The 24,515-nt window shown below is 65.3% G+C and carries 23 protein-coding genes; 8 read left to right on the top strand and 15 right to left on the bottom strand.

The window, feature by feature from the left end; all coding sequences use genetic code 11:
- Positions 1-3: 3 nt before the first annotated feature.
- Positions 4-2,076 (bottom strand): alpha-1,4-glucan--maltose-1-phosphate maltosyltransferase, encoded by a 2,073-nt coding sequence (locus tag JOE41_RS14750; RefSeq protein WP_011690603.1) that lies wholly within the window; start codon positions 2,074-2,076, stop codon positions 4-6.
- 131 nt (positions 2,077-2,207) lie between these two features.
- Between JOE41_RS14750 and glgP the strand changes: the two genes are divergently transcribed.
- On the top strand, positions 2,208-4,826 hold the full coding sequence (gene glgP, locus JOE41_RS14745; protein ID WP_011690602.1) for an alpha-glucan family phosphorylase: 2,619 nt from the start codon (positions 2,208-2,210) through the stop codon (positions 4,824-4,826).
- A 107-nt stretch (positions 4,827-4,933) separates the two neighbouring features.
- Here glgP and JOE41_RS14740 read toward each other — a convergent pair whose 3' ends face one another.
- The 3 genes from JOE41_RS14740 to glgX are packed head-to-tail and all read right to left on the bottom strand — an operon-like array spanning position 4,934 to position 7,904.
- Positions 4,934-5,290, bottom strand: a complete 357-nt coding sequence (locus JOE41_RS14740) for a barstar family protein (RefSeq protein ID WP_209752779.1) — start codon at positions 5,288-5,290, stop codon at positions 4,934-4,936.
- An 8-nt stretch (positions 5,291-5,298) separates the two neighbouring features.
- Entirely contained in the window at positions 5,299-5,769 is a 471-nt protein-coding gene (locus JOE41_RS14735) for a ribonuclease domain-containing protein (RefSeq protein ID WP_209752778.1), read from the bottom strand.
- 20 nt (positions 5,770-5,789) lie between these two features.
- Positions 5,790-7,904 (bottom strand): glycogen debranching protein GlgX, encoded by a 2,115-nt coding sequence (gene glgX, locus JOE41_RS14730; RefSeq protein WP_011690599.1) that lies wholly within the window; start codon positions 7,902-7,904, stop codon positions 5,790-5,792.
- 117 nt (positions 7,905-8,021) lie between these two features.
- On the opposite strand from glgX, the gene JOE41_RS14725 reads away from it, so the two are divergent.
- Positions 8,022-8,816 carry a carbon-nitrogen hydrolase family protein gene (locus JOE41_RS14725; protein ID WP_209752777.1) on the top strand — a complete coding sequence of 265 codons (795 nt, stop codon included), beginning with the start codon at positions 8,022-8,024 and terminating at the stop codon, positions 8,814-8,816.
- A gap of 89 nt (positions 8,817-8,905) precedes the next feature.
- On the opposite strand, the gene rlmB is transcribed toward JOE41_RS14725, so the two are convergent.
- The 6 genes from rlmB to JOE41_RS14695 all read right to left on the bottom strand — a co-directional run bounded on the left by rlmB (position 8,906) and on the right by JOE41_RS14695 (position 13,838).
- Positions 8,906-9,892 (bottom strand): 23S rRNA (guanosine(2251)-2'-O)-methyltransferase RlmB, encoded by a 987-nt coding sequence (gene rlmB / locus JOE41_RS14720; protein WP_011690597.1) that lies wholly within the window; start codon positions 9,890-9,892, stop codon positions 8,906-8,908.
- Between the two features lie 101 nt (positions 9,893-9,993).
- The gene (gene cysS, locus JOE41_RS14715) at positions 9,994-11,463 is read right to left on the bottom strand and encodes a cysteine--tRNA ligase (RefSeq protein ID WP_209752776.1); all 1,470 of its coding nucleotides are present in this window, start codon (positions 11,461-11,463) and stop codon (positions 9,994-9,996) included.
- A 63-nt stretch (positions 11,464-11,526) separates the two neighbouring features.
- A complete protein-coding gene (locus JOE41_RS14710) occupies positions 11,527-11,853 on the bottom strand; it encodes a hypothetical protein (RefSeq protein ID WP_011690595.1) in 327 nt (108 codons plus the stop codon).
- Positions 11,854-11,921: 68 nt separating this feature from the next.
- The gene (ispF, locus tag JOE41_RS14705) at positions 11,922-12,437 is read right to left on the bottom strand and encodes a 2-C-methyl-D-erythritol 2,4-cyclodiphosphate synthase (protein ID WP_043429372.1); all 516 of its coding nucleotides are present in this window, start codon (positions 12,435-12,437) and stop codon (positions 11,922-11,924) included.
- Complete coding sequence (gene ispD, locus JOE41_RS14700; RefSeq protein WP_245200721.1) at positions 12,422-13,243, bottom strand: 2-C-methyl-D-erythritol 4-phosphate cytidylyltransferase; 822 nt, start codon at positions 13,241-13,243, stop codon at positions 12,422-12,424. The genes ispF and ispD overlap by 16 nt, the downstream gene beginning before the upstream one ends.
- Positions 13,244-13,355: 112 nt before the next feature.
- Positions 13,356-13,838, bottom strand: coding sequence for a CarD family transcriptional regulator (locus JOE41_RS14695; protein ID WP_011690592.1), 483 nt, complete (start codon positions 13,836-13,838; stop codon positions 13,356-13,358).
- A gap of 351 nt (positions 13,839-14,189) precedes the next feature.
- Here JOE41_RS14695 and JOE41_RS14690 point away from each other — a divergent pair, with 351 nt between their 5' ends.
- Entirely contained in the window at positions 14,190-14,726 is a 537-nt protein-coding gene (locus JOE41_RS14690) for a hypothetical protein (protein WP_043429368.1), read from the top strand.
- A 123-nt stretch (positions 14,727-14,849) separates the two neighbouring features.
- On the opposite strand, the gene JOE41_RS14685 is transcribed toward JOE41_RS14690, so the two are convergent.
- Both JOE41_RS14685 and JOE41_RS14680 read right to left on the bottom strand, forming a co-directional pair.
- Positions 14,850-15,530 (bottom strand): response regulator transcription factor, encoded by a 681-nt coding sequence (locus tag JOE41_RS14685; protein ID WP_011690590.1) that lies wholly within the window; start codon positions 15,528-15,530, stop codon positions 14,850-14,852.
- Positions 15,527-16,747, bottom strand: coding sequence for a cell wall metabolism sensor histidine kinase WalK (locus tag JOE41_RS14680; RefSeq protein WP_011690589.1), 1,221 nt, complete (start codon positions 16,745-16,747; stop codon positions 15,527-15,529). The genes JOE41_RS14685 and JOE41_RS14680 overlap by 4 nt, the downstream gene beginning before the upstream one ends.
- Positions 16,748-16,953: 206 nt before the next feature.
- Here JOE41_RS14680 and phoU point away from each other — a divergent pair, with 206 nt between their 5' ends.
- Positions 16,954-17,616, top strand: coding sequence for a phosphate signaling complex protein PhoU (gene phoU / locus JOE41_RS14675; protein WP_011690588.1), 663 nt, complete (start codon positions 16,954-16,956; stop codon positions 17,614-17,616).
- Between the two features lie 103 nt (positions 17,617-17,719).
- Here the strand turns inward: phoU and JOE41_RS14670 are convergent, their stop codons facing one another.
- Positions 17,720-18,466, bottom strand: coding sequence for a phosphoglyceromutase (locus JOE41_RS14670; RefSeq protein ID WP_209752775.1), 747 nt, complete (start codon positions 18,464-18,466; stop codon positions 17,720-17,722).
- Between the two features lie 102 nt (positions 18,467-18,568).
- Here JOE41_RS14670 and JOE41_RS14665 point away from each other — a divergent pair, with 102 nt between their 5' ends.
- On the top strand, positions 18,569-19,402 hold the full coding sequence (locus JOE41_RS14665) for a class I SAM-dependent methyltransferase (RefSeq protein WP_209752774.1): 834 nt from the start codon (positions 18,569-18,571) through the stop codon (positions 19,400-19,402).
- Between the two features lie 12 nt (positions 19,403-19,414).
- On the opposite strand, the gene JOE41_RS14660 is transcribed toward JOE41_RS14665, so the two are convergent.
- Together JOE41_RS14660 and JOE41_RS14655 are read right to left on the bottom strand one after the other, a co-directional pair.
- Positions 19,415-19,768, bottom strand: a complete 354-nt coding sequence (locus tag JOE41_RS14660; RefSeq protein WP_011690585.1) for a DUF2516 family protein — start codon at positions 19,766-19,768, stop codon at positions 19,415-19,417.
- Positions 19,769-19,777: 9 nt separating this feature from the next.
- The gene (locus tag JOE41_RS14655; RefSeq protein WP_209752773.1) at positions 19,778-20,962 is read right to left on the bottom strand and encodes a PLP-dependent aspartate aminotransferase family protein; all 1,185 of its coding nucleotides are present in this window, start codon (positions 20,960-20,962) and stop codon (positions 19,778-19,780) included.
- An 89-nt stretch (positions 20,963-21,051) separates the two neighbouring features.
- On the opposite strand from JOE41_RS14655, the gene tmk reads away from it, so the two are divergent.
- From tmk to JOE41_RS14640, 3 genes are read left to right on the top strand one after another with little or no spacing between them, the layout of a single operon-like run.
- Positions 21,052-21,732: a dTMP kinase gene (gene tmk / locus JOE41_RS14650; protein WP_209752772.1), complete on the top strand. Its 681-nt coding sequence runs from the start codon at positions 21,052-21,054 to the stop codon at positions 21,730-21,732.
- Positions 21,729-22,871: a DNA polymerase III subunit delta' gene (locus JOE41_RS14645; protein WP_209752771.1), complete on the top strand. Its 1,143-nt coding sequence runs from the start codon at positions 21,729-21,731 to the stop codon at positions 22,869-22,871. Before tmk ends, JOE41_RS14645 begins: the two co-directional genes overlap by 4 nt.
- Positions 22,872-22,921: 50 nt before the next feature.
- A complete protein-coding gene (locus tag JOE41_RS14640) occupies positions 22,922-24,496 on the top strand; it encodes an alpha/beta hydrolase (protein WP_209752770.1) in 1,575 nt (524 codons plus the stop codon).
- Positions 24,497-24,515 lie beyond the last annotated feature (19 nt).

Genomic DNA, 24,515 nt, shown 5'->3' with positions numbered 1-24,515 from the left:
ATGCTACCTCCGGATGTTCAGGATGTGTGCAGGCTCCACGTGGGCGTCGAGCCGCACGTAGTTGTATTCGCCCCATTCCCAGCTCTCGCCGGTCAGCAAATCATCCACCCTGAAGCCGCCGTTGTGCGTGAGGTCGGCCGGGTCGAGGTCAAGTGCGGCCAGATCCAGGGACACGGTGCTCTCCCGGGTGCCGTGCGGGTCGACGTTCACCACGATGATCAGGGTGTCCTTGGTGCCGTCGGGAAGCGTCTTGTGCTTCGAGTACACGATCGTGGCGTCATCGGTGCTGTGGTGCAGCGTCAGGTTCTGCAGATCGCCCAGCGCCGGGTGGGTGTGGCGGATTTCGTTGAGCCGGGTCAGGTACGGAGCCAACGTCCGGCCGGATTCCGCCGCGGCGTCCCAGTCGCGTGCCTTGTATTCGAACTTCTCGTTGTCGATGTATTCCTCGGCGCCGGGCCGGGCCACGTGCTCATAGAGTTCGTAGCCGGCGTAGACGCCCCAGAGCGGGCTGGCCGTTGCTGCCAAGGCGGCACGGATCTTGAACGCCGCCGGACCGCCGTACTGCAGGTACTCGGTCAGGATGTCCGGCGTGTTCACGAAGAAGTTCGGACGGAAATATGCCGGGGACTTCTGGCTGACTTCGGTGAAGTACTCTTCAAGCTCCGTCTTGGTGTTCCGCCAAGTGAAGTACGTGTACGACTGCTGGAATCCGGCACGTCCCAGCGCGTGCATCATGGCCGGCCGGGTGAAGGCCTCCGCAAGGAAGACAACCTCGGGGTGCTTCTTGTTGACCTTGGCGATCAGCCACTCCCAGAACCACACCGGCTTGGTGTGGGGGTTGTCCACCCGGAAGATCTTGACGCCGTGGCTCACCCAGAGCAGCACGATCCGAAGAATCTCCTTGGACAGGCCCTCCGGATCGTTGTCGAAGTTCAGCGGGAAGATGTCCTGGTACTTCTTCGGCGGATTCTCGGCGTAGGCGATGCTGCCGTCAACGCGGGTGGTGAACCATTCCGGGTGCGACTCCACCCACGGGTGGTCCGGGGCCGCCTGCAGGGCAAGGTCCAGGGCGACCTCGAGGCCGAGTTCCCGGGCGCGGGCCACGAATGCGTCAAAGTCCTCGAAAGTGCCGAGGTCCGGGTGGATGGCGTCGTGGCCGCCTTCCTTCGCACCGATGGCCCAGGGCGATCCGGGATCGTGCGGTCCGGCAATCAGCGTGTTGTTGGGTCCCTTGCGGTGCTGGATGCCGATCGGGTGGATGGGCGGCATGTAGATGACGTCGAAACCCATTTCCGCGACGGCGTCGAGCCGTTTCGCGGCGGTCTGGAATGTGCCTGACTGCCACTCGCCGGTTGCGTGGTTGCGGACGGCACCCTCTGACCGGGGGAAGAACTCGTACCAAGCGCCGCGACCGGCCAGATCGCGTTCCACGAGAAGGGGGAAGCGTTCAGAGACTGTGACGAGTTCGCGGATGGGCTGGCGTTCGACGACGTCAGTCACCTCCGATCCGAATCCGGCAGCGAGCCGCTCCTCCGGGGACAGCGACGTGTTCGACAGGACCACGACGGCGGTTCGAAGGGTCCGCCTGTCGGCGGACGGACGGGCGGGGTCTTCGGCTGCCTGGGAAAGCAGCGCGGCGCCCTCGGCCAGCATCAGTTCGACGTCAATGCCCGCCTCGACCTTGACCTCCGCGTTGTGGTGCCAGGTCCCGTACCGGTCATGCCAGGCCTCGATGGCGAACGACCAGTTGCCCGTGCCGGTAGGCGTGATGATGCCTTCCCACCGGTCGGTGCCCTTGCCCCGGTCGCCGCGGGGCGGCGCCAGCCGTACGCGCTGGCGTTCCTTGCCCTTGGGATCAAACAGCACCGCGCTGACTCCGAGCTGATCGTGCCCTTCGCGGAATGCCGTCGCGCCGACTACGAGCCCTTCACCGGGCAGCGCCTTCGCTGGAAACCTACCTCCGTCCACCACGGGCTGCACGGCGGTGATCGGGAACCTGCCAAACTGCAGGCCTTCCGTGATCAGGGCCTTAGGCTTTTTGCTGGATCCGGCACTGGTTCGCGTATTAGTCGTCACGAACTCGACGTTATCGAGAAATCCCCCATTTTGCTAAGGGAACTTCCGTTTTTCCCCAAGCAATCCGTCATTTACCTAAAAGAAACCTAAACCTGTTCCGGCGGCCCATCTTGTCCGTTAGTGTGACGCAGGTGAAGGCTATCCGCAGATTTACCGTCCGAACCGTTCTTCCGGAATCTATCCGGCCGCTGGCCCGATTGGCCACCAACCTGCGGTGGTCATGGCACCGGCCCACCCGGGAGCTTTTTGAAGGCCTGAACCCCGCAATTTGGGACGAGAGCGCACACGACCCCGTCAGTTTCCTGGGCCTTGTGAGCCGCGAGGAACTGCAGCGGCTGGCCGCGGACCAGGACGTTGTCCGCCGCGTGCATGCCGCCGCCGAAGACCTGGACCGATACCTGGAGCAGCCCCGCTGGTACCAGAGCCTCGGCGACGACGCTCCTTCCTGTATCGCGTACTTCTCACCGGAATTCGGAATCACCGAAGTTTTGCCGCAGTATTCCGGCGGCCTGGGAATTCTGGCCGGCGACCACCTTAAGGCGGCATCGGACCTCGGCGTTCCGCTCATCGGCGTCGGCCTGCTTTACCAGGCCGGTTATTTCAAGCAGTCCCTGTCCAGGGATGCCTGGCAGCAGGAAACGTACCCTGTCCTTGACCCGGACGGGCTCCCGTTGACCCTCCTGCGCGAGGAGACACCCGACGGCAACGGCAAGCCGATCCAGATCTCGCTGCCGCTCCCCCACGGACGCCGGCTGCTGGCACATATCTGGCGTGCCGACGTCGGGCGTGTTCCCTTGCTGTTGCTCGATTCAAATGTGCCGGGCAACGACGACGCCGCCCGCGGCATTACGGATCGCTTGTACGGCGGCGGCGGCGACCATCGCCTCCAGCAGGAGCTGCTGCTTGGAATGGGCGGCGTGAAGGCCCTGCGCGTTTACCAGCGACTTACGGGTTGCGCAGCGCCGGAGGTTTTCCACACCAACGAGGGCCACGCCGGTTTCCTGGGTGTTGAGCGCATCCAGGAGCTCATGTCGTCGGACAATCCGCTGAGCTGGGAGGAAGCCCTCGCGGCAGGCCGTGCCTCCACCGTCTTCACCACGCACACGCCGGTACCCGCGGGCATCGACCGTTTCGAGGTCTCCCAGATCCAGCACTTCTTCGAGGGCGGGCTGGCTCCTGACGTTCCGGTGTCCCGGATCCTGGACCTGGGCCGCGAAAATTTTGCGGACGGCAATCCCTCGGTGTTCAACATGGCCGTGATGGGGTTGCGCCTGGCGCAGCGCGCCAACGGTGTGGCCAAGCTCCACGGCGTGGTGTCCCGCGGGATGTTCTCGGCCCTTTGGCCGGGATTCGACCACTCTGAGGTTCCCATCACCTCCGTGACCAACGGAGTCCACGTCCCCACGTGGGTGGACAGCCGCGTCTCCAAGCTGGCCCGCGAGCAGTTCGGGGCCGAGGCGGAAGCCATGGGCCGGTGGGACCTTGCCTACAACGTCAGCGACGAGGACGTTTGGGCCCTCCGCCGCGAAATGCGCGTCTCGCTCGTGGAGGACGTCCGCAAGCGGCTGCGCGCGGCCTGGAAGAAGCGCGGAGCGGCAGACGCGGAGCTCGGCTGGACCGACTCCGTGCTGGACCCGGACGTCCTCACTATCGGTTTCGCGCGGCGCGTGCCCACGTATAAGCGGCTCACCCTGATGCTCCGGGAGCCGGCCCGGCTCAAGGCCCTGCTGCTGCACGAGACACACCCCATCCAGCTGGTGATCGCGGGTAAGTCCCACCCGGCGGATGATGCCGGCAAGAAGATGATCCAGGACCTCGTCCGGTTCACCGACGATCCCGAAGTGCGCCACCGGATCGCCTTCCTGCCCAACTACGACATCGCGATGGCGCGCACTCTCTTCCCCGGCTGCGACGTATGGCTGAACAACCCGCTGCGCCCGCTCGAAGCCTGCGGTACATCCGGAATGAAGGCAGCCATCAACGGTTCACTGAACCTTTCGGTGCTGGACGGCTGGTGGGATGAGATGTACGACGGCGAAAACGGCTGGGCCATCCCCACGGCCAACAACAACGCCTCGCCCGAGGAACGGGACGACATCGAAGCAGCGGCGTTGTACGAGCTCCTCGAGACGCAGGTGGCGCCCCGCTTCTACGGCCTCACCGTGTCCGACGGCGCCGGAGCCGCCGGACCGTCCGAGCCCGGACGGCAGAAGGTGCCCACGCACTGGGTATCGATGATCAAGCACACCATGGCGCACCTGGGTCCGGCCGTGTCCGCTGAACGGATGCTGCAGGACTACGTGAATATCCTCTACCGCCCCGCTGCGATCGCCGGACGGCGTGCCGTCGCGGACAACTTCGCCCAGTCGAAGTCACTGGCGGCCTGGACGTCACAGATCCGGGCTGCGTGGCCGCAGATCCAGGTGGAGCATGTCGACTCGGTTGGCGTGTCCGAGGACCCGCAGATCGGCGACACCCTCCAGGTGAACGCCTACATCGCGCTGCACGACCTCGACCCGGACGACGTCGCTGTGGAAGTGGCGTTCGGCCGCGCCGAGGAAAGCGACGAACTGGCCGACGTCACGGTGGCGGACCTGGTGCCGAAGGAGGACCTCGGCAAGGGACGCTACCTCTTCAGCGGCTCGCTGCTGATCGATCGTTCCGGGTCCTTCGGCTACACGGTGCGTGTCCTGCCCAAACATTCGGCCCTCGCCTCGCGGGCTGAACTCGGGCTTATCGTCAACGCCTGATCCGCCGGAAAACGAAACGCTCCCTCGCTGAGGGAGCGTTTCGTTTTTAACGGCAAAAGCTGAGGGAGCGTTTGGTTTTGGGCGGCAGGAAGTGAGAGAGCGTTTGGCTAGAGGCAGACGGTGATCACCGACAGGCCCTTGCCCGCATAGCTCTCCGCGTCCTGCAGGATCTCGCAGATGATCCCGAAGGACCGGTCCGAACGGAAGGCGGCCGGTACCTGCCAGATGAACGTCAGAGGTTCCTTGCCGTGATCCGTTACCGTGTCCGCGAAGTCGTGCAGCGAGTCGTTGAGCGCATCGAGGTTCACGCCGTAGTGTTCCGGGAAGTCCAGCACTTCCCCGAAAGTCTGGAGTACTGCCCTTTTCGTATCGGCGGCGGGAATCACCAGCACCCGGCGCCCGGCGTCAGCCGCCTGCTCGCGGAGCTCCTCGACGGTCCAGGTATCAGCGGAGTAAATCTTCATGCGGGCCTCTATTTGCCTTCCAGAATAAGCAGAAACGATTCATAGTGATCGGGCGTGTAATACTTTTCGCCGGACACTCCGACGACGATCCGGCGGGCGCCCCGGTCCGGTTCGCCGGGGGTCCTGACCGTGAATTCCTTGTAGTAGCCCGCGGGCTTCCGGGGCAGCAGCCGCTCGAAATTGCTGAAGACCGCGCCGTCTCGCGGGTACGGATACGGCCCGCCGCGGGCAATCAGGGCCAGCGTCGAGCGTGCCTCCGGCGGAAGGGCCGACGCGGCGACGGTCTCCAGGCCCGAGGTGTTTTGCACGTCGGGACCGGCAGGGGCGGTACCCTGGACGGCCGGGGCGGGCGCCGCCGTCGAACCCGACGAAGCATCCGGGCTGACCGGGCTCCCCGGTGTGTTGGACAGCACCAGGCCCAGGACGGCCACGAGCACCAGGGCCCCGGCCAGGGCAAGGAGCCTCGCGATCCCCCTCATGCATTCCCCATGTGCCGGGCCTACGTACGGTAGATGCTGATGGTGTTGGACTGCACCACGTCACGCTCGCCGGCGGCAACCCTGACTCCTTGACGGCGGTCGTGGAGTTCCGACGTGGTCAACCGGAGTTCGAAGAGCCGCTTGCCCGTGCCGTCGTCGTTGCTGATGTCCGGCAGCGTGACCTTGATATCGTGGGCGCTGCCGTTCACCACCACGAGTCCGTCCACCTGGCCGTCGTCCGAGCCCAGCAACAACTGGACCACCCGGTGCTGGGGATCATTCCAGCGGTCCATGGACATGGGCTTGCCGTGCTCGTCGAACCAGTGCAGGTAGGCCTGTTTGTCCCGTGAGGGGTAGTGATGCGGCTGCCCGGCCAGGAACTCCTTCCGGAGCCGGATGACACGCTTGGTGCTCCGAAGCATGGCGTGGGATTCGGGCGTGCTGGTCCAGTCGAGCCACGTGATGTGGTTGTCCTGGCAGTAGGCGTTGTTGTTGCCCTGCTGGGTGCGGCCGATTTCGTCACCGGCGGTGATCATGGGGATGCCCATGGACACCATCAGGGTGGCCATCAGGTTGCGGCTGGTCTGCGCCCGAAGCGCCAGGATCTCTTCGTCTTCGGTCGGTCCCTCGAAGCCATGGTTATAGCTGCGGTTGTCCCCGTGGCCGTCACGGTTCTGCTCGCCGTTGGCTTCATTGTGCTTGCGGTCGTAGGACACGAGGTCGGCCAGCGTGAAGCCGTCGTGGGCGGTGACGAGGTTGACGGAGGCCATCCGGGAACGTCCCGATTCCGCGAAAAGGCCTGCCGAGCCGGAGATCGAGTCGGCCAGGCGGGCCACGGAACCGCCCTGGCCGCCGGCGTCGATCGCGGCCCGGTCGGCGAGCCAGAACGAGCGCAGGGCATCACGGTAGTGGTCGTTCCAGTCCACCCACCCGGGCGGAAAGCGTCCGGTCTGCCAGCCGCCGTAGCCCACGTCCCACGGCTCGGCGATCAGCTTGACGGAAGACAGCACCGGATCCGCGGCAACAGCCACAAGGAAGGGATGGTGAGGGTCGAAGTCATTTGCGGCGTTGCGGCACAACGTCACCGCGAGATCGAAACGGAAGCCGTCGATGTGGAACTCGTCCACCCAGTACCTCAGAGAGTCAAGGACCAGCTGGACCACGCGCGGGTGGCCGAAGTTCAGGCTGTTGCCGCACCCGGTGGTATCCACATATCTGCCGTGGCCGTCGTTGCGGTAATACTGCATCTCCCCCAGCCCGCGGAAGCTAAGCGTCTGCCCGTCACGACCGCCCTCGGCCGTGTGGTTGTACACGACGTCCAGGATCACTTCCAGGCCCGCCGCATGCAGGAGCTTGACCATGCCTTTGAATTCGTCCTGCACGGCCTGCGGTCCTTCCGCCTGGGCGGCTTGCGTGGCGTAGTCCGGATGGGGCGCAAAGAACGCCGCCGTGTTGTATCCCCAGTAATTGGTCATGCCCAGGTTCTGGAGGTGCGGCTCGTCCAGGTGGAAATGGACCGGCAACAGCTGGACCGAGGTGATGCCCAGGCCGGTGAGATGCTCAATCATTGCCGGGTGCGCCATGCCGGCGTAGGTGCCCCGGAGGTCCTCGGGGATGTCCGGATGGAGCATGCTCTGGCCGCGGACGTGGGCTTCGTAAATGATGGTGTTGCGCCACGAGACGTGCGGATTGCGGTCGCCGCCCCAGTCGAATTCGCCGGACATGCGCACATTCGTGAGGAACCCGTCGCGCTGATCCACGGCCCGGCCGTAAGGGTCCAGCAGTAGCGGCTGCTGGCCGTCGTCGTCGAACGCCACGGTTGGCACCGGCACCGGCAGGGCATCATCCTCCGGCGAGGAGCGGAAGCCGTACCGCGATCCAACGGGAAAACCTTCGACAATGCCGTGGTGGACGTCGTTGGTGATGTTCGGCAGTGTCTTCAGCTGCCATGTTCCGCCGGGCGCGCAGTAGGCGATTTCCAGCGTGTCCACGCCGGGGGCGTAGACCGCGACGTTGGCGCACGCACTCTGAGGATCGTCCGTTGCCGGTGACCCCGTGCGCGGAACGCTGATACCCAGTGGAAACGGCCGGGAGGCGTCCACGGTGGAGGCTGTGTCTAGGAGTGGCATGACCATTGCTTAAATATTAGCTGTGCCACACAAATGTCCGATATTCGGCGCTATGTGTCGGGAAATGGGCTGGCCTTGTTCAGCGTTGCCATACTGAAAGGACACGCCAAGCTGGAGGTAATTGTGCGAGTTGCACTTGCTCAGATAGTTACGGGCCGCGATATTTCCAGGAATCTGGACATCGTGGAAAAATATGCCCGCAAAGCGAAAAAAGGCGGCGCCCAATTGGTTGTCTTCCCGGAAGCCACCATGCGGGCATTCGGCAATTCGCTCCTTGACATCGCCGAACCGCTGGACGGGCCGTGGGCGACCCGGGTGCGCCATATAGCCCGGGAAGCGGACATCGTGATCGTGGCGGGAATGTTCACTCCCGGTGGTGGCAGAAAAGTACGCAACACCCTCCTGGTCACGGGTCCCGGCGTCGAGGCGAGCTACGACAAAATCCATCTCTTCGACGCTTTCGGTTTTGCAGAATCAGACACCGTGGATGCCGGCACGCGGGCGTCCACCTTCGAGCTCGGCGGCATCAAATTCGGGCTGGCCACCTGCTACGACATCCGGTTCCCGGCACTGTTCACAGCCAACGCCGACCTGGGCGCCGAGGTCAACATCGTGTGTGCCTCCTGGGGATCCGGCCCGGGGAAGGTCGATCAGTGGCGCCTGCTGGCGCGCGCCCGCGCCGTGGATACCACCACTTATGTGCTGGCGTGCGGACAGGCCGATCCCGCCACCGAAGGCATCGAAACCAAGGGATCCGCGCCCACCGGTGTGGGGCACTCCGCCGTCGTCTCGCCGCTCGGCGAGGTCCTGGAAGAGCTCGACGCCGGGACCGGGCTGATGTTCGCCGACCTGGACCCCGCCGTCGTCAAGGAAGCCCGGGCGAAACTCCCGGTCCTGGCCAACCGCCACCAGTTCTGAAAAAACGGAAACGCTCTCCCACCGAAGGTGAGAGAGCGTTTCGCGAAAGTCCGCCAAAAGTGAGAGGGCGTCCCCTGTGAGCCCAGCCGCTACTTGGCTGCGCGCTGCCTGGAAATCTCGTACAGGGAGATGCCGACAGCCATGGAGGCATTGAGCGATTCCATGGCTGAGTCGATCGGGATCGAGACGATCTGGTCGCAGTTTTCGCGGACCAGTCGGCTCAGGCCCTTGCCCTCGGAACCAACCACGATGCATACGGGCTCCTTGGCCAGGCTGAGGTCCGGCAGCGAAACGTCGCCGTCGCCGTCGAGGCCCAGCACGTAGATGCCCATGTTCTTGAAGGCCTTAAGGGTGTTGTTCAGGTTGGCGGCACGTGCCACCGGAACCCGGACTGCCGCACCGGCGCTGGTCTTCCAGGCCGAGGCAGTCACGCCGACGGAGCGCCGCTCCGGGACGATGACGCCGTGGCCGCTGAAGGCCGAGACCGAACGGATGATCGCGCCGAGGTTGCGCGGGTCCGTGATCCCGTCCAAGGCGACGAAGAGCGGTGCGTTGGCAACGTGGCCCTTCTTCCAGCTCTCCACGGTTTCCTCGGCGAGCTCGTACGCGTCCTGGTATTCGTAGGGCGGAATCTGCAGCACGAGCCCCTGGTGGATGGCGTCGTCCGTCATCCGGTCCAGTTCCGGCTTGCCGGTTTCCAGCAGCGGAATGCCGCGTTCGGCCGCGAGCTTGAGGGACTCCTTGACGCGGTCATCCATTTCAATGCGGATGGCGACATGGAGCGCCTTGGCCGGGATTCCGGCGCGGAGCGCTTCGACGACGGAGTTGCGGCCGGTGACGACTTCCTCCGTGGCACGGCCCTTCGGGCCGGAGCGGGCGCCGGCACCGCGGGCTGCGCCCGGACGCTTGGCGGCGGAGCGCTCGGCAAGCTGTTTGTTCTTGTGCGCCTTGTGGTAGGGGCGGTCCTCCGCCTTGGGAGTGGGGCCCTTGCCTTCGAGGGCCTTGCGGCCATGGCCACCCGTTCCAATGGTGGGGCCCTTCTTTGCTTTGACCGACCGGCGACCGTTGTTGGCCATGAGTTTCACCCTTGCTTTGTTGAGTAAGTCTGACCTCCAGTCTACTTACTCAGGGTAAATCGCCGGCCCAGGGCCCCGCCTCGCCTTGGGACTGCAGCAGCTCAGCCGCGCTTGAGGCTCCAGCTGGCACCGTCCGGACCATCCTCGACGACGACGCCTGCCGCCGCCAGGGTATCCCGGATGGCATCCGAAGCGGCCCAGTCCTTGGTGGCCCGTGCCTGTGCCCGCGCACCCAGCTGGGCTTCGACAAGGACGCCCAGGGCCGTATCGGCCTGCTCATCCCGGGCGGGTGCCGCGACGTCGTTCAGGCCCAGCACGCGCAGCATGTCAGTGACGGAGTGCAGCGCTGTCCGGGCCGCGGAGTTATCGCCGGCAGTGAGCGCGGTGTTGCCGGCCCGCACGGTGTCGTGCAGGGCAGCCAGCGCCTGCGGAACATTGAGGTCGTCATCCATGGCGGCAGCGAAGGCGTCCGGCACGGTGCCGTGGGAGCTGAACAGCAGTTCGGCCGCCCCGGATACAACACTGCCGGACAGAGTCCGCACGGCTCGGGCGATGAACCCGTCAATCCGCTCCACCGCAGCGGCCGCTTCCTGCAGCGATGTGGGCTGGTAGTCCAGCACTGAGCGGTACTGCGCCTGGCCGAGGTAGTACCGCACCACGCGCGGTGAAGCGAGTTCCAGCATTTCCGCAGGGCTGACGGTATTACCAATGGACTTGGACATCTTTTCGCCCTGGTACGTCACCATGCCGTTGTGCATCCAGAAGTTGGCGAAGGCGTGGCCGGCCGCCTGCGACTGGGCCATTTCGTTTTCATGGTGCGGGAACCGGAGGTCCAGGCCGCCGCCATGGATGTCGAACTCGGTGCCGAGGTATTTGGTGACCATGGCCGAGCACTCCAGGTGCCAGCCCGGACGGCCGGTGCCCCAGGGCGAAACCCAGCTGGCCGTCGTCGGCTCCCCCTCCTTGTGCCCCTTCCACAGCGCAAAGTCCCTCGGATCCTTCTTTCCCCGGGGGTCGGCGTCGGGTGCTCCCTGCATGTCATCGATCTTCTGACGGGTGAGCGAGCCGTAGCGGTTCCAGGAACGGACGTCGAAGTACACATCGCCGGAGTCGTCGAGGGCGGGGTAGGCGTGGCCCCGGTCGATCAGGCCCTGGATCAGCGCGTGCATTTCCGGGATGTGGCCGGTGGCGCGCGGCTCATAGGTGGGCCGGGAAACGCCGAGCGTGTCGTAGGCCTTGAGGAACGCCTGTTCGTAGCGGTAGGCCAGCGCCCACCACTCCTCTTCGCGGACGTCGTCCGGGCCTTCCTCGAAGCCCGGTTCAAACGAAAGGGCGGATTTGGCCAGGATCTTGTCGTCGATGTCGGTGACGTTGCGGACCACCGTCACGCGGAATCCGCGGTACTCGAGCCAGCGGGTGAGCTGGTCGAAGGCAATGGCCGACCGGATGTGTCCCACGTGCGGTAGGCCCTGCACCGTTGCGCCACAGTAATACAGGCTCACCTTGCCCGGTATCAGAGGGACGAAGTCGCGGACTTCGGCGGATGCTGTGTCGTAAAAGCGCAAGGTCACCGCTCCAGATTAGCCGATGGCCTTCACGGCGGCGCCCAACGGCTGCGGCAGTGGCCGTCAGCGCTATTTGCAGACTTCGCCGATCTTGTTGTTCTGCTCACTCAGCTGCGCCGTCTGTTCGGAGCTCTTGGTGCCGAGCGAAGTTTCGGCGACCTTCTTCATGATGTCCGCCATCTTCTGGATTGGCCCGGCAACCTCAGGAGCTACCTTGTCCGCCACTTCCTGGTAATGCTTGGCGATCTGGTCAGCCTGCTGCTGCTGGTTTCCGGTGGGGACAAAGGTGTCCCCGTTGAGGAACCGGCAGCTTTCCTCAACGCTCATTTTCGGGGTGCCGCAGCCGCTCAGCAGCATCCCGGCAACGAGTACGACGGCGGCAAGCGGCTTCTTCACGAGGGGTCTCCTGGAATGTTGGGCAGAGGAAAGGATCCCTTAAGACTAGGCGAAACGCCGGACCCGCTTCAGCCCGCCCGGTACACCAGTGCAGTGGCGAGGGCGGAAATGCCTTCCCCGCGGCCGGTGAAGCCAAGGCCGTCGCTGGTGGTGGCGCTGACGCTGACGGGTGCACCCGCCGCCGCGCTCAGGACCGCCTGGGACTCCTCCCGGCGCGGGCCGAATTTGGGCCTGTTGCCGACGAACTGCACCGCAATGTTGCCGATCTCGAATCCTTCCGTCCGGACGATGCGGGCGGCCTCGGCAAGGAGGGTGACGCCTGAGGCACCTGCGAACTCCGGGCGGTCCGTGCCGAAATGCGTGCCCAGATCGCCGATTCCCGCTGCCGAAAACAGTGCATCTGCGGCCGCGTGGGCCACGGGATCCCCGTCGGAGTGTCCGGCCAGGCCCTGCTCGCCTTCCCACAGGAGCCCACCGAGCCAGAGGGTCCGCGGGTTGTCGGGCGAGGCAAAAGCATGAACGTCGATGCCGATGCCGGTCCTGGGAATGATGGGAGGAGGTGCCACGTTCAGCCCTCCACCCATCGTGCGCCCAGCGGACCTTCCAGCAGGCCCTCGGCAATGATGAGGTCCAAGGGAGTGGTGATCTTCAGCGACTGGCTGGCGCCGCGGACAGCATGGACAGGGACACCCAGGCGTTCCACCAGCATGGCGTCATCCGTTATGGCGGCGGCCTGGGATGCGTCGAAACCCGCTGCGTCCCGGTGCGCCTTCATCAACGTGCCAAGGTCGAATCCCTGCGGGGTCTGCACTGCACGCAGTTTCTCCCGCGGTGCCGTGCCCACCACCACCTCCGGCGCAATGCGGGCGTCCTCGTCACGCGTTGCTTCAACGGTCTTGACGGTGTCCACGACGGGGATCACGGGAATGACTGCCAGCGCGCCGGCCGCCAGGGAGTCGACCACACGGTGGAAGACGGACTCCGGCGTCAGGGCCCGGGCGGCGTCGTGGACCAGCACCGCCTGGGTACCTTCTTCCAGCGCCGCCAAGGCCGAACGGACGGATTCGGTGCGCGTCGCACCGCCGTCCACGATCGTCAGCAGCGGGCCGCCGTCGGCAAGCTCGCCCTTGAAGTCCTCGCACATCTGCCGGAGAGCGCCGTCGCCCGGCGGCAACGCAATGCAGACCTGCTGCGCGACGCCGGAGGTGACAATCCCGCGCAGGGCATGCATCAGGATGGGCTCCCCGCCGAGGGGGACCCTCGCCTTGGGCATGCCGTAGCCCAGCCGCTGCCCCGATCCGGCCGCGACCAGCACGACTGCTACGACGGGGCGGGGGCCGTGGTCCCCGGATTCCGGCCCGGACACGTCGGAAGATTCTCGTGCACTCATGGGCACAACACTACGTGGCCGAACCCTACCGGGGCGGGGGAAAATTCCGGGATTCGCCTAAAAAAGGGCAAAAAGAAACCCCGGCGGCTGGTTAGCCACCGGGGTTCAATTCTTAGGAAGCCAAGACTTCGTCGAGAACGCTTGCAGCCTTCTCTTCATCCGTCTTTTCAGCCAGCGCCAGTTCTGAAATCAGAATCTGGCGGGCCTTGGCCAGCATACGCTTCTCACCTGCGGAAAGGCCGCGGTCGTGATCACGGCGCCACAGGTCGCGAACGACCTCTGCCACCTTGATGACGTCCCCGGAAGCAAGCTTCTCCAGATTTGCCTTGTAACGACGCGACCAGTTGGTAGGCTCTTCAGTGAACTCGGCCCGCAGCACGTCAAAGACGTGCTCCAAACCTTCTTTGCCCACTACGTCACGAACACCAACAAGGTCAACGTTCTCTGCTGGAACTTCAATGGTCAGATCACCCTGGGCCACCTTGAGCTTGAGATACATTTTCTCTTCGCCCTTGATGGTGCGCATCTTGATTTCTTCAATTTTTGCTGCACCGTGGTGAGGGTAAACTACTGTCTCGCCGACCTCAAAAACCATGTGGACTTTCCCCTTTCCCGCAGACCAGTTTATCACGATTCAGGCATACAACTGGCACGGATCGGGGCCTCGAACCCAGTAAATACAAGGAAAATGGGGCCAATCAACCCCCTCCACCCCCTTGACGGATGCAGATATTAGTGCATCAAAGGCAGTCTGCCCAGGGCAGGGGGAGGCAGCCGACGGCCAGCGTGGCGGCGCAGTCGACGGGGTCCGGAGCGGTCAGGCGGGAGGGGTTTCCGGTCGCTAATGTGTACGGCCCGAATCCTTGTTTGAGACGGTTTGAGGATAGGCTATGGCTGAATAATGTTTCAAGACTCTCAAGGAGTGCGTGACGTGCGTTTCACTGCGATGAACCGGGGCCAGCGCGGCAAGCTGGCAATGGCAACGGCAGCACTTGCCATCGGCCTGCTGACCGTGACCGGCTGCGGCTACATCAACCCGCAGCAAACTTCTGAGCAGTACTCGGCGTCGGACGGCACCAGGGAAGACCTGGGGCCCCTCCAGCTCCGTAACTTCATGATCGTTTCCACCGGCGAGGACAAGCCGGGCCGCGTGGTCGGTGCCGTTTACAACTCCTCGTCCAGCGACGTCAAGCTGACCATCAACGGTGCGCGCGGTGCACAGACGCAGGTGTCTGTGAAGCAGAACTCCTACACCCTGCTCAACGAATCCACGGATCCGGCGATCCTCAGCACCACTGGGGCCATCCCGGGCTCCCTGTCCGAGGTCACGATCTCCGAAGACGGCACCAACCAGACCGCCAAGGTCAAGGTGCCCGTCCTGGACGCCACGCTGCCCGAGTACAAGGAGTACCTGCCGGAAGGCAGCGAGCCCACCCCGTCCGGGACCGCTACGCCGACTCCCACGAGCAGCGAAAGCCACTAGCTCGCAGCACCACAAAGGAGGGCCCCCGCCGCGCGGGGGCCCTCCTTTTTGCTGTCCGGCCTTTGTACTGTCCGGTTGTGTTGTGCCGGTTCCGCCCCCAGGGCGACACCTGGGGGGAAGTGCCTACGGCTCGAACTTGTAGCCGAGGCCGCGGACCGTCACGAGATACCTCGGGGCGGACGGATCCGGCTCGATCTTGCTGCGCAGCCTTTTGACGTGGACGTCCAGGGTCTTGGTGTCGCCGACATAGTCGGACCCCCACACCCTGTCAATGAGCTGGCCGCGGGTCAACACACGTCCTGAGTTGCGCAGCAGCATCTCCAGCAGTTCGAATTCCTTCAGCGGCAGCGATACCTGCTCGCCGTCCACGCTCACCACGTGGCGTTCGACGTCCATCCTCACGGGGCCTGCCTGGACCGTGTTGGTGATGAGCTCCTCCGGCTCGCCCTGCCGCCGAAGGACCGCCCTGACGCGGGCAACTAGTTCGCGGGATGAATACGGCTTGGTGACGTAGTCGTCAGCGCCGAGTTCCAGCCCCACGACTTTGTCGATTTCAGCGTCCTTGGCGGTCAGCATGATGACAGGGACCGAAGAGCGCTGGCGCAGCTGCCGGCACACTTCCGTGCCGGACTGGCCAGGCAGCTGGAGATCCAGGAGCACCAAGTCAGCGCCGTTGCGGTCGAACTCCGTGATGGCGTCCAGGCCGTTGTCCACGACCTCCACCTCGAATCCTTCCTTGCCCAGAAGGTAGGACAGCGGGTCGCTGAACGACTCCTCGTCCTCGACTATGAGAATCCTGCTCAAGCGCTGGCTCCTTGCTCATGGACGCCGGAGGCGTCGTTACTGTGGGGTGGGGTGCTGCGGGCGGCCGCTGCCGGCGCCGCCGAGGCGTCGCCGTCGTCCTGCCCCTCCATCTCTGGAAGCCTGATGGTGAAAGTGGACCCCTGGCCGGGCTGCGACCACAGTGTCACTTCGCCGCCGTGGTTGGAAATAACGTGCTTCACGATGCTCAGGCCCAGGCCGGTGCCGCCGGTCTGCCGCGACCTTGCGGCGTCCACGCGGTAGAAGCGTTCAAAGACCCGTTCCTGGTCCTCCGGGCTCAGGCCGTCACCCTGGTCGGTGACGGAGATGGAGATCAGGCCTTCCTTGGCGCGCACGCCGATCCCCACCCGTGTGTTCTCCGGCGAATAGCGGATAGCGTTGTCGATCAGGTTTCGCAGCGCCGTGACCAGCAGGTCCTGGTCTCCATAAACCTTGGCGTCCACGTGGCCGCCCACCACGATGGAAATGTTCTTGCTCTCGGCCGGCAGCTGCGAACGATCCACAGCCTCGGTGATGACGGAATTGATGTCCACGGGATGCCCCTGCTGTGCCACATTGGCGCCCTGCAGCCGGGAGAGTTCAATGATGTCCTGCACCAGCGCCGCAAGCCGTGTCGATTCCTTCTGCATGCGCTTGGCAAAGCGGCGGACGGCCTCTTCGTCGTCCGCTGAGGACTCGAGGGCCTCGGCCAGCAGGGAAATGGCACCGACCGGAGTCTTGAGCTCGTGGGAAACGTTGGCCACGAAGTCGTTGCGGATCTCCTCGGTGCGGGTGATCTCGGTCCGGTCGTCCGCCAGCAGCAGGATGTATTCCTCACCGAGCATGGCTGCCCGGACCTGGACGATGATGGTCCCCTGCCCCAGCGGACCGCGTGGCAGTTCGAACTGCTTCTCGAGGATCACACCGTCGCGCCGCACCCTCGCCGTCATATCGAGGAGCTGCTTGTGGACCACCGTGTGTCCCCGGACGAGGCCAAAGGCGTACGCCGCCGGGCTTGCCCGCACCACACCGTCGATCGCGTCCACCACCACGAAGGCACGGCCGACGACGGCGAGCACCTCCGCGGCGCCGGGCGGCAGCGCCGGTTCGTCGAATTCAACATCCACCAGCTTGCGCTGCTGTTCGCTGACCCGGAAGGCGAGCACGCCAAAGATGCCGAATGACAGGCCGATGAGGCCTGCGATGACACCGATGAGCATAGGATCCACGGCTCCAGCTTATGCTCTACCCCGGGCGCCGGAAGCGAATCTGATGGGTTTCACCGCCGGGTTCAGCTAACGTTCACCTATAGGTGCGTAACAGTTCACCGGACGCTGGCAGAGTTATTAGTTGGACTGCAGAGCGGTGACACGAAATCCGGCTGCCGCTGCGGTGGGGGCACGGATTTCCAAGGAAAGGACGCGTAGTGCGCAAGGTTTTTCAGGAGGAGCTCACACAGGTGGGCGAGCAGCTCGTCGAGATTTCAAAGCTGGTCAGTGAGGCAATCGCCAAAGCAACGACCGCCTTCGAGGGGGCTGACGTCGACCTCGCCCAGGATGTCATCGCCGCTGATGCCAGGATCGACTTCCTGCAGAACAGCCTGGACGAGCGGGCCATCGACATCCTGGCCCTCCAGGGACCGGTTGCCAGCGACCTTCGGATGATCGTGGGTTCACTGCGGATGAGCGCTTCGCTGGAGCGCATGGGAGACCTCGCCCGGCACATCGCCCAGCTGGCGCGGCTCCGCTACCCGGCCAACGTGATTCCGCCGCAGCTCGCCGATACCTTCAAGAGCTTCGCCGAGCAGGACCAGCTGATCGCGGACAAGCTCACCGAACTCCTGGAAACACGCGACCTCGAAGTTGCCCGCGACATCCTCAAGGCGAACGCGACCGTCAACGACCTCCACCTGAGCGTCTTCAAGGCCATCGCCCGCAGCGACTGGAACGAGTCGCCGGCCACCACTGTGGACGTTGCCCTTGCCAGCCGCTACTTTGAACGTTTCGCGGACCACGGTGTTTCCGTCGCCCAGAAAGTCACCTACCTGGTCACGGGCGCGTGGCACCCGCACAGCACCGAAATCAGCTGACTTTTTGCCGGGTTGTGACCCGGGTTAACGACGGCGGGCCGGTCACCTCAGGTGACCAGCCCGCCGTCGTTCGTTAAGGCGTTGCCTTATTTCTTACCCTGGTTTACTTCTTACCCTGGTTCGCTACTGCCTTGATGGACTCGGCAGCGGCCTCGGGGTCGAGGTAGGTGCCGCCCGGGTTGAGCGGCTTGAAGTCCTCGTCGAGGTCGTAGACCAGCGGAATACCGGTGGGGATGTTCAGGCCGGCGATGGCTTCGTCACTGATGCCGTCGAGGTGCTTGACGAGCGCCCGCAGGGAGTTGCCGTGCGCGGTGACCAGGACGGTCTTGCCCGCCTTGAGGTCTTCCTTGATGTCTGATTCCCAGTAGGGCATCAGACGGATGAGGACGTCCTTCAGGCACTCGGTGCGCGGGAGCGCGTCGCCCAGGTCGGCGTAGCGGGGGTCGTGCGCCTGGGAGAACTCGCTGTCGTCGTCAAGGGGCGGCGGCGGGGTGTCGTAGGAACGGCGCCACTCCATGAACTGCTCTTCACCGTATTCGGCCAGCGTCTGGGCCTTGTCCTTGCCCTGCAGGGCGCCGTAGTGGCGTTCGTTCAGGCGCCAGTCGCGCTTGACCGGAATCCAGCCGCGGTCGGCCTTGTCCAGGGCGATGTTTGCCGTGTTGATGGCCCGCTTCAGGAGGGAGGTGTAGAGGACGTCCGGGAGAACATTGTTCTCGACCAGGAGCTCACCACCGCGAGCCGCTTCCTCGCGGCCCTGGTCGTTGAGGTCAACATCCACCCAGCCGGTGAACAGGTTCTTGGCGTTCCATTCGCTGTGGCCGTGGCGCAGCAGAATCAGCTTGTAAGTCATGGTTTTCATCCTAGCCGAGCAGACTGCGGCACCGCCGAGCGTTACATCACACTGCGGCTCCCACTAACCCGACCGTTACGACAGGACCGTTAGGCTAGTCCGGTGGTGCAAAAAGCTGAACGGGTGGCCCCCGCCCGGACACGGAGCGCAGCCAAGGGCGGCAGGCCCGTGGGAAACGTAACCCGCGGCACCACCAACCCCAACCGCATGCGGCGCCTGGACCGGTGGCTCACGGGGACGCAGGCCTGGCGGCTGCGGCGGGCAGCCGACCCGCTGGTCGTCGACCTCGGGTACGGCGCCTCGCCGGCCACCGCCGTCGAACTGTTCGAGCGATTGTCCGCCGTGCGGACGGATGTCCGTTTGGCCGGGATAGAAATCGAGCCGGAGCGCGTCCGCGCAGCCAAAGCATTGGAACGGGCCGGGCTGAGCTTCCATGTGGGCGGATTCGAGATTCCCGTGCCCGGGCAGCCGGTGATAGTCCGGGCCTTCAACGTCCTGCGGCAGTACGAGGAAGCGGACGTTGAGGCCATCTGGGCACTGGTCCGGGGCCGGCTCGGCCCCGGAGGGCTGTTCATCGACGGCACGTGTGACGAGATCGGACGGCGCGTGACGTGGGTGGCGCTGGACGCCGGCGGCCCGCTGAGCCTGGGCATCTCCATGCGCTTCGGCGGCTTCGCACTGCCTTCGGAAATTGCCGAGCGGCTGCCGAAGGCCCTGATCCACCGGAATGTGCCCGGGGAAAGAATCCACGGCTTCCTGCAGGCACTGGACAAGGCGTGGCTGGACGCGGCACCGCTGGCCGCCTTCGGGAACAGGCAACGGTGGACCGCCATGTGCCGTTCAATGCTCGACGGCGGCTGGCCGGTCCAGGATGGACCGTCCCGCTGGCGGCTGGGCGAGTTAACGGTGGGCTGGGACGCTGTGGCGCCCGCCTGAGGTGTTGTCCGGTTACCAGGGCCCGTAGGGGCCCATGTTGCGGCTGCCGCCGCGGCCGGCGTCTTTCACGGCAGGTCGCACGTCGGCAAGGTACACAGACGCAGCGGTGACGGCCGCGAGGCCGAACAGGCCGAGGGTGCCGAAACCGCCGCCGCCGCCTCCGTAGAGGGACAGGCCGCCGATGGCCACAGCGCCGCCGGTCAACGCCAGCCAGAACGTTTTGGTCCGCTTGGAAACAGCCTCAAAGGCGTTCGCCTTGTGGCGCAGGCAGTCAAAAAATGCCCATGCTTCAAGACCAAAAGCCACGAGCGCAAGGATGAAATAGACCCAGGTCTCGACGAAGATAATCAACTGTTTTCCGTCCACGTCCCCAGCCTAGCCGCCCAGAGCGTCCAAGGCCTGCTCCAAATCGGCCCAGAGGTCTTCAACGTTTTCAATCCCGACGCTCAGCCGGACCAGGTTGTCCGGTACGCTGACCGGTTCGGCCGCATGGCGGCGTCGCCGTTCAATCAGCGATTCAACACCGCCCAGCGAGGTGGCGGGAAGCCACAGCTGCAGCGCGCGGACCAGCTTGTCCGCGGCATCTGCCCCGTTGAGGCCGCCGGCCGGGGCGATCTGCACGCACAGGATGGAACCGAAGCCCTTCATCTGTGACTTGGCGCGTTCGTGGCCGGGATCCGTTTCCAGTCCCGGGAACCGGATGCTCTCAATCCGGGGGTGATTGCTCAGCCGCCCGGCGAGGACGGCCGCTGACGCCTGCGAACGCTCGATGCGCAGCGCCAGGGTCCGCAGCCCGCGCAGTGCAAGCCAGGCTTCGAACGGTCCTGCGATACCGCCGTGGATGATGCGGTGGTGCAGCAGCTTGGCGCGGATCGCAGCGTCGGAGGTCACCAGCGCGCCCAGGACGACGTCGGAATGCCCGGCCAAATATTTGGTCACGGAATGGAGGGCGACGTCGGACCCCAGGCTCAGCGGTTGCTGGACGAGTGGCGTGGAAAACGTGTTGTCGGTGACAACGATCGCGCCTGCCTCGTGGGCGGCAGCGGTCAGGGCACGGATGTCCGCGATGCCGAGCATCGGGTTAGTGGGGCTTTCCAGCCACAGCATGCTGGCGGGCTTGCCCTCCGCCGGAGCGAGCAGGGCCTTCACGGCATCGGTGTCCGCAATGTCCACGGTGCGAAGTTCGAACAGGCCCTTCTCCGCGAGTTCTGTTGCCATCACCAATGAACCGGCATAGCTGTGCGACGGCATCACCAGCACTCCCCCGGCCGGGATGAGGGAGAGTGCCGAACTGACGGCGGCCAGCCCGGAAGCGTACAGCAGCCCTGGAAGCGACGCCCCCTCCAGCTGGCCCAGGGCTTCTTCGAATGGATCCCACGTGGGATTGGAGTAGCGTCCGTAGCCGCGGTCGCCGTCCGCGAGCGGTCCCGTCCCGAAATAGGTGGAGGACAGGACGATGGGCGGGTTGACGGGCGCATCGCGTTTGCGGGGCGGGCGGCCGGCGGCCACAACCACCGTTTCAGCCGACAGCGCGGCCGCTTGCTGTTCGGAAAGACTCATGGTGAAAGAGTACGTGGGAGGCCAACAGCGCAGGAAAGGCGTTACGGCCCGGCACCTACGGTGTCAGTGATTATCGGTAGGCTGGTCATGTGACTACCCAGAACCCCGGACTGTTCATCGCCTTCGAAGGCGGCGACGGCGCAGGCAAGTCCACGCAGGCCGCAGCACTGGCCGGGGCCCTTGATTCGCGCGGCCTCACGGTGCTGCGCACGCGGGAGCCGGGCGGCACGCCTATCGGTGAAAAGCTGCGGTCCCTGGTACTGGACCACGGCCACGGCCACATCGACGCCCGCACCGAAGCCCTGATCTTTGCCGCGTCCCGTGCCGCCCACGCGGACCAGGTCATCCTGCCCGCCCTGGAACGCGGCGACATCGTTCTCACTGACCGTTACATCGATTCCTCGGTGGCCTACCAGGGCGCCGGACGGGAGCTCGGTACCGCGGCAGTCCGGGACCTGAACGAATGGGCCACCTCGGGCCTGCAGCCGGACCTGACCGTGCTGCTCGACGTCGACCCCGCCGTCGGCCGCCTCCGCCGGACCGCGGGCGACGCCGCCGAAGACCGGATGGAATCCGAAGCCGACGAATTCCACGCCAAGATCCGCAGCGCTTTCCTGGACCTCGCCGCCGACCGTCCCGAGCGCTACCTGGTGCTGCCGGCCCACCTGCCCGTCGCCGAGCTTGCCGGGCTCATCCTGGCACGGGTGGACTCCCTGATAGGGTCCCGGCAGCTTTCCAGGCAGGTCAGCACCGAAGGCGTGGCCCAGTGACCGTCTGGGATGACCTGCAGGGCCAGCCCGCCGTCGTCGCCCAGCTCCGCCAGGCCGCGCAGGGCGAAGGCCTGACCCACGCCTGGCTGTTCACCGGTCCGCCCGGATCCGGCCGGTCGAACGCCGCCAAGGCCTTTGCCGCCGCCCTCAACTGCGACCAGGAGGACGTGACCAGGCGCGGCTGCGGCGAATGCGCGGCCTGCCTGACCATCCTGGGGGAGACACATTCCGATGTGGCGTTCGTCCGCACCGAAAAAGTCACCATCACCATTGATGAAGCCCGGGAACTGGTATCGACCGCCGGGAACCGGCCCTCATCCGGGAGATGGCGGATCATTGTGGTGGAAGACGCGGACCGCATGGCGGAACGGACCACGAATGTGCTGCTCAAGGCCATCGAAGAGCCCACTCCCCGCACTGTATGGATGCTGTGCGCGCCGTCGCCGGCGGACGTCCTGGTCACCATCCGGTCCCGCTGCCGGCCGGTGGCGCTGCGGCTCCCCCCGGCCGCCGACGTCGCGGCCCTGCTCGTGAGGCGCGACGGCGTGGACCCGGCTCTCGCCGAACGCGCGGCCCGCGCGGCGCAAAGCCATGTCGGCATTGCCCGCCGCCTCGCCCGGGATGCCGACGCCCGCGAACGGCGTATGGAAACCGTCCGTTTCCCGTTGGGACTGCGGGGCATCACCGCAGCGGTCCTGATGGCCGAAAAGCTGGTGAAGATCGCCACTGAGGAAGCCAACAGCTCCAACGACGTGCGCGACGCCGAAGAAAAAGCAGCGCTCCTTGCCACGCTCGGCGCTCCGGAAAGCGGCACCCTGCCGCCCGCCATGAGAAGCCAGGTCAAGCAACTGGAAGATGACCAGAAGCGGCGCGCCAAACGCTCCATCACCGATTCACTTGACCGGACACTCACGGACCTGCTCTCGTTCTACCGGGACGTGCTGATCATCCAGATGGGGAACGCCGTGGAACTGGTGAACGTTGAACTCAGGAGCGAGCTGGCCGAGTTTGCCGCCCGTTCAGGTCCGGAGGCAACACTGGCCCGGATGGATGCCATCAACAAGGCCCGCCAGCGAATCACCACCACCAACGTTGCGCCCCTGCTGGCCATCGAATCCATGGCCGCGAGCCTGATCTAGTGCCGCCGCATGTCCCCCGAGCCCACGCCAAGTCCATCAAGGAGCCCTGCATGAAGCCTGCCCGACGTCTGCCCCTACGGTCCCGGTCCGGATCGACCGCGGCCAAGGCAGCTGCTGGCGCCCTGGCCGTGTTGCTCGCGTTGACGGGCTGCACCCTGTCGGGGCAGTCCGACGGCGGATCGGCCGGCGGGGACCCAGGCAAGGCCGACCCCTCCATCGCCGAGGCGGCTCCCGAAGAGCTCCGGAGCTTCTACTCCCAGGAGGTCTCCTGGGCGTCCTGCGAAGACAAGCTTGAGTGCGCCAAAGTCAAGGTGCCCGTGGACTACAGCAAGCCCAAGGGTGACAGCATCGAGATCGCGGCCCTCAAAATGAAGGCAACGGGCAAAAAGACCGGCAGCCTGCTGGTCAACCCCGGCGGCCCGGGCGGCTCCGGCTACGACTTCGTCAAGGATGCCGGCGCGACAAACATTTCCAGTGAAGTGCGCGCCAAGTACGACCTGGTGGGCTTCGACCCCCGCGGCGTAAAACGGTCATCCCCCGTCACCTGTCTGACTGACCAGGAACGCGACGAGTCCCGTGCAAAGAACTACGACCTCAGCTCGGACGCCGGCCTGGCGGCCGCCCTCGCCGACAACAAGGCAACTGCCGCCAAGTGCGCCGAAAAGACCGGCCCGGTGCTGGCGCACGTGGACACCGTCAGCGCCGCTAAGGACCTGGACATCCTGCGGGCCGTGGTCAACGACACCAAACTGAACTACCTGGGCTACTCCTACGGCACTTTCCTGGGCTCCACCTACGCTTCCTTGTTCCCGGACAACGTGGGCCGGATGGTGCTTGACGGAGCGCTGGACCCTTCGCTCAGCAACGAGGAGCTCACCAGCGGCCAGGCCCGCGCCTTTGAGAAGGCCATCCGTGCCTACGTGCAGAAGTGCCTCGGGGACAAGGACTGCCCCCTGAGCGGCACCGTGGACAGCGGCGTCCAGCAGATACGCGACGTCGTGCAGGCCGTGGACGCCAACCCGCAGCGCGCCCAGGACGGCAGGCTGGTCACCGGGTCGGCCTTCGTCAGCGGCCTCATCCTCCCGCTCTACAACGACGACAACTGGCCCCTGCTCACCCAGGCGCTGGACGCCGCCCTCAAGGGCGATCCGTCACCGATGCTGCGGCTCGCCGACTTCGGCGCCGACCGCGATCCGAGCGGCAAGTACACGTCCAACAGCGCCTTCGCCTTCAACGCAATCAACTGCCTTGACTACCCCATGGTGACGGACCCCGCCGCCATGCGGGCCGAAGAGCAGAAGCTGCGGCAGGAATCCCCCACCCTGGGCTACTTCTTTGCCTACGGCGGCACCAACTGCCAGGACTGGCCCTACAAGAGCATCCGCACGCCGGCACCCGTGGAGTACCCGGGTTCGGCCCCCATTGTGGTGGTGGGCACCACGGGAGATCCCGCGACTCCGGTGGAATGGGCGGGCGCCCTGCGCAAGCAGCTGGGCAACGCTTCCCTGGTGACCTGGAAGGGCGAAGGGCACACGGCTTACGGACGCTCGAACAGCTGCGTCACCGATGCCGTGGACGGCTATTTCCTGACCGGTGAGGCCCCCGCGGACAACACGCAGTGCTAGGAAGGCGGCCCGTCGCTGT

Source organism: Arthrobacter sp. PvP103 (assembly GCF_017833075.1).
In the GTDB taxonomy this organism is placed as follows: Bacteria; Actinomycetota; Actinomycetes; order Actinomycetales; family Micrococcaceae; genus Arthrobacter.
Note: the sequence above shows the minus strand (reverse complement) of the source record. Positions and strands in the feature narration are given on the sequence as shown.

What these genes read in the sequence shown, in the direction of transcription:
- JOE41_RS14740 (WP_209752779.1), bottom strand. Translation starts at nt 5,290, where the DNA reads ATGAAGATTTACTCCGCTGATACCTGGACCGTCGAGGAGCTCCGCGAG.
- JOE41_RS14735 (WP_209752778.1), bottom strand. Translation starts at nt 5,769, where the DNA reads ATGAGGGGGATCGCGAGGCTCCTTGCCCTGGCCGGGGCCCTGGTGCTC.
- glgX (WP_011690599.1), bottom strand. Translation starts at nt 7,904, where the DNA reads ATGGTCATGCCACTCCTAGACACAGCCTCCACCGTGGACGCCTCCCGG.
- rlmB (WP_011690597.1), bottom strand. Translation starts at nt 9,892, where the DNA reads ATGGCCAACAACGGTCGCCGGTCGGTCAAAGCAAAGAAGGGCCCCACC.
- ispF (WP_043429372.1), bottom strand. Translation starts at nt 12,437, where the DNA reads ATGGGTGGAGGGCTGAACGTGGCACCTCCTCCCATCATTCCCAGGACC.
- ispD (WP_245200721.1), bottom strand. Translation starts at nt 13,243, where the DNA reads ATGAGTGCACGAGAATCTTCCGACGTGTCCGGGCCGGAATCCGGGGAC.
- JOE41_RS14695 (WP_011690592.1), bottom strand. Translation starts at nt 13,838, where the DNA reads ATGGTTTTTGAGGTCGGCGAGACAGTAGTTTACCCTCACCACGGTGCA.
- JOE41_RS14690 (WP_043429368.1), top strand. Translation starts at nt 14,190, where the DNA reads ATGAACCGGGGCCAGCGCGGCAAGCTGGCAATGGCAACGGCAGCACTT.
- JOE41_RS14680 (WP_011690589.1), bottom strand. Translation starts at nt 16,747, where the DNA reads ATGCTCATCGGTGTCATCGCAGGCCTCATCGGCCTGTCATTCGGCATC.
- JOE41_RS14670 (WP_209752775.1), bottom strand. Translation starts at nt 18,466, where the DNA reads ATGACTTACAAGCTGATTCTGCTGCGCCACGGCCACAGCGAATGGAAC.
- JOE41_RS14655 (WP_209752773.1), bottom strand. Translation starts at nt 20,962, where the DNA reads ATGAGTCTTTCCGAACAGCAAGCGGCCGCGCTGTCGGCTGAAACGGTG.
- JOE41_RS14640 (WP_209752770.1), top strand. Translation starts at nt 22,922, where the DNA reads ATGAAGCCTGCCCGACGTCTGCCCCTACGGTCCCGGTCCGGATCGACC.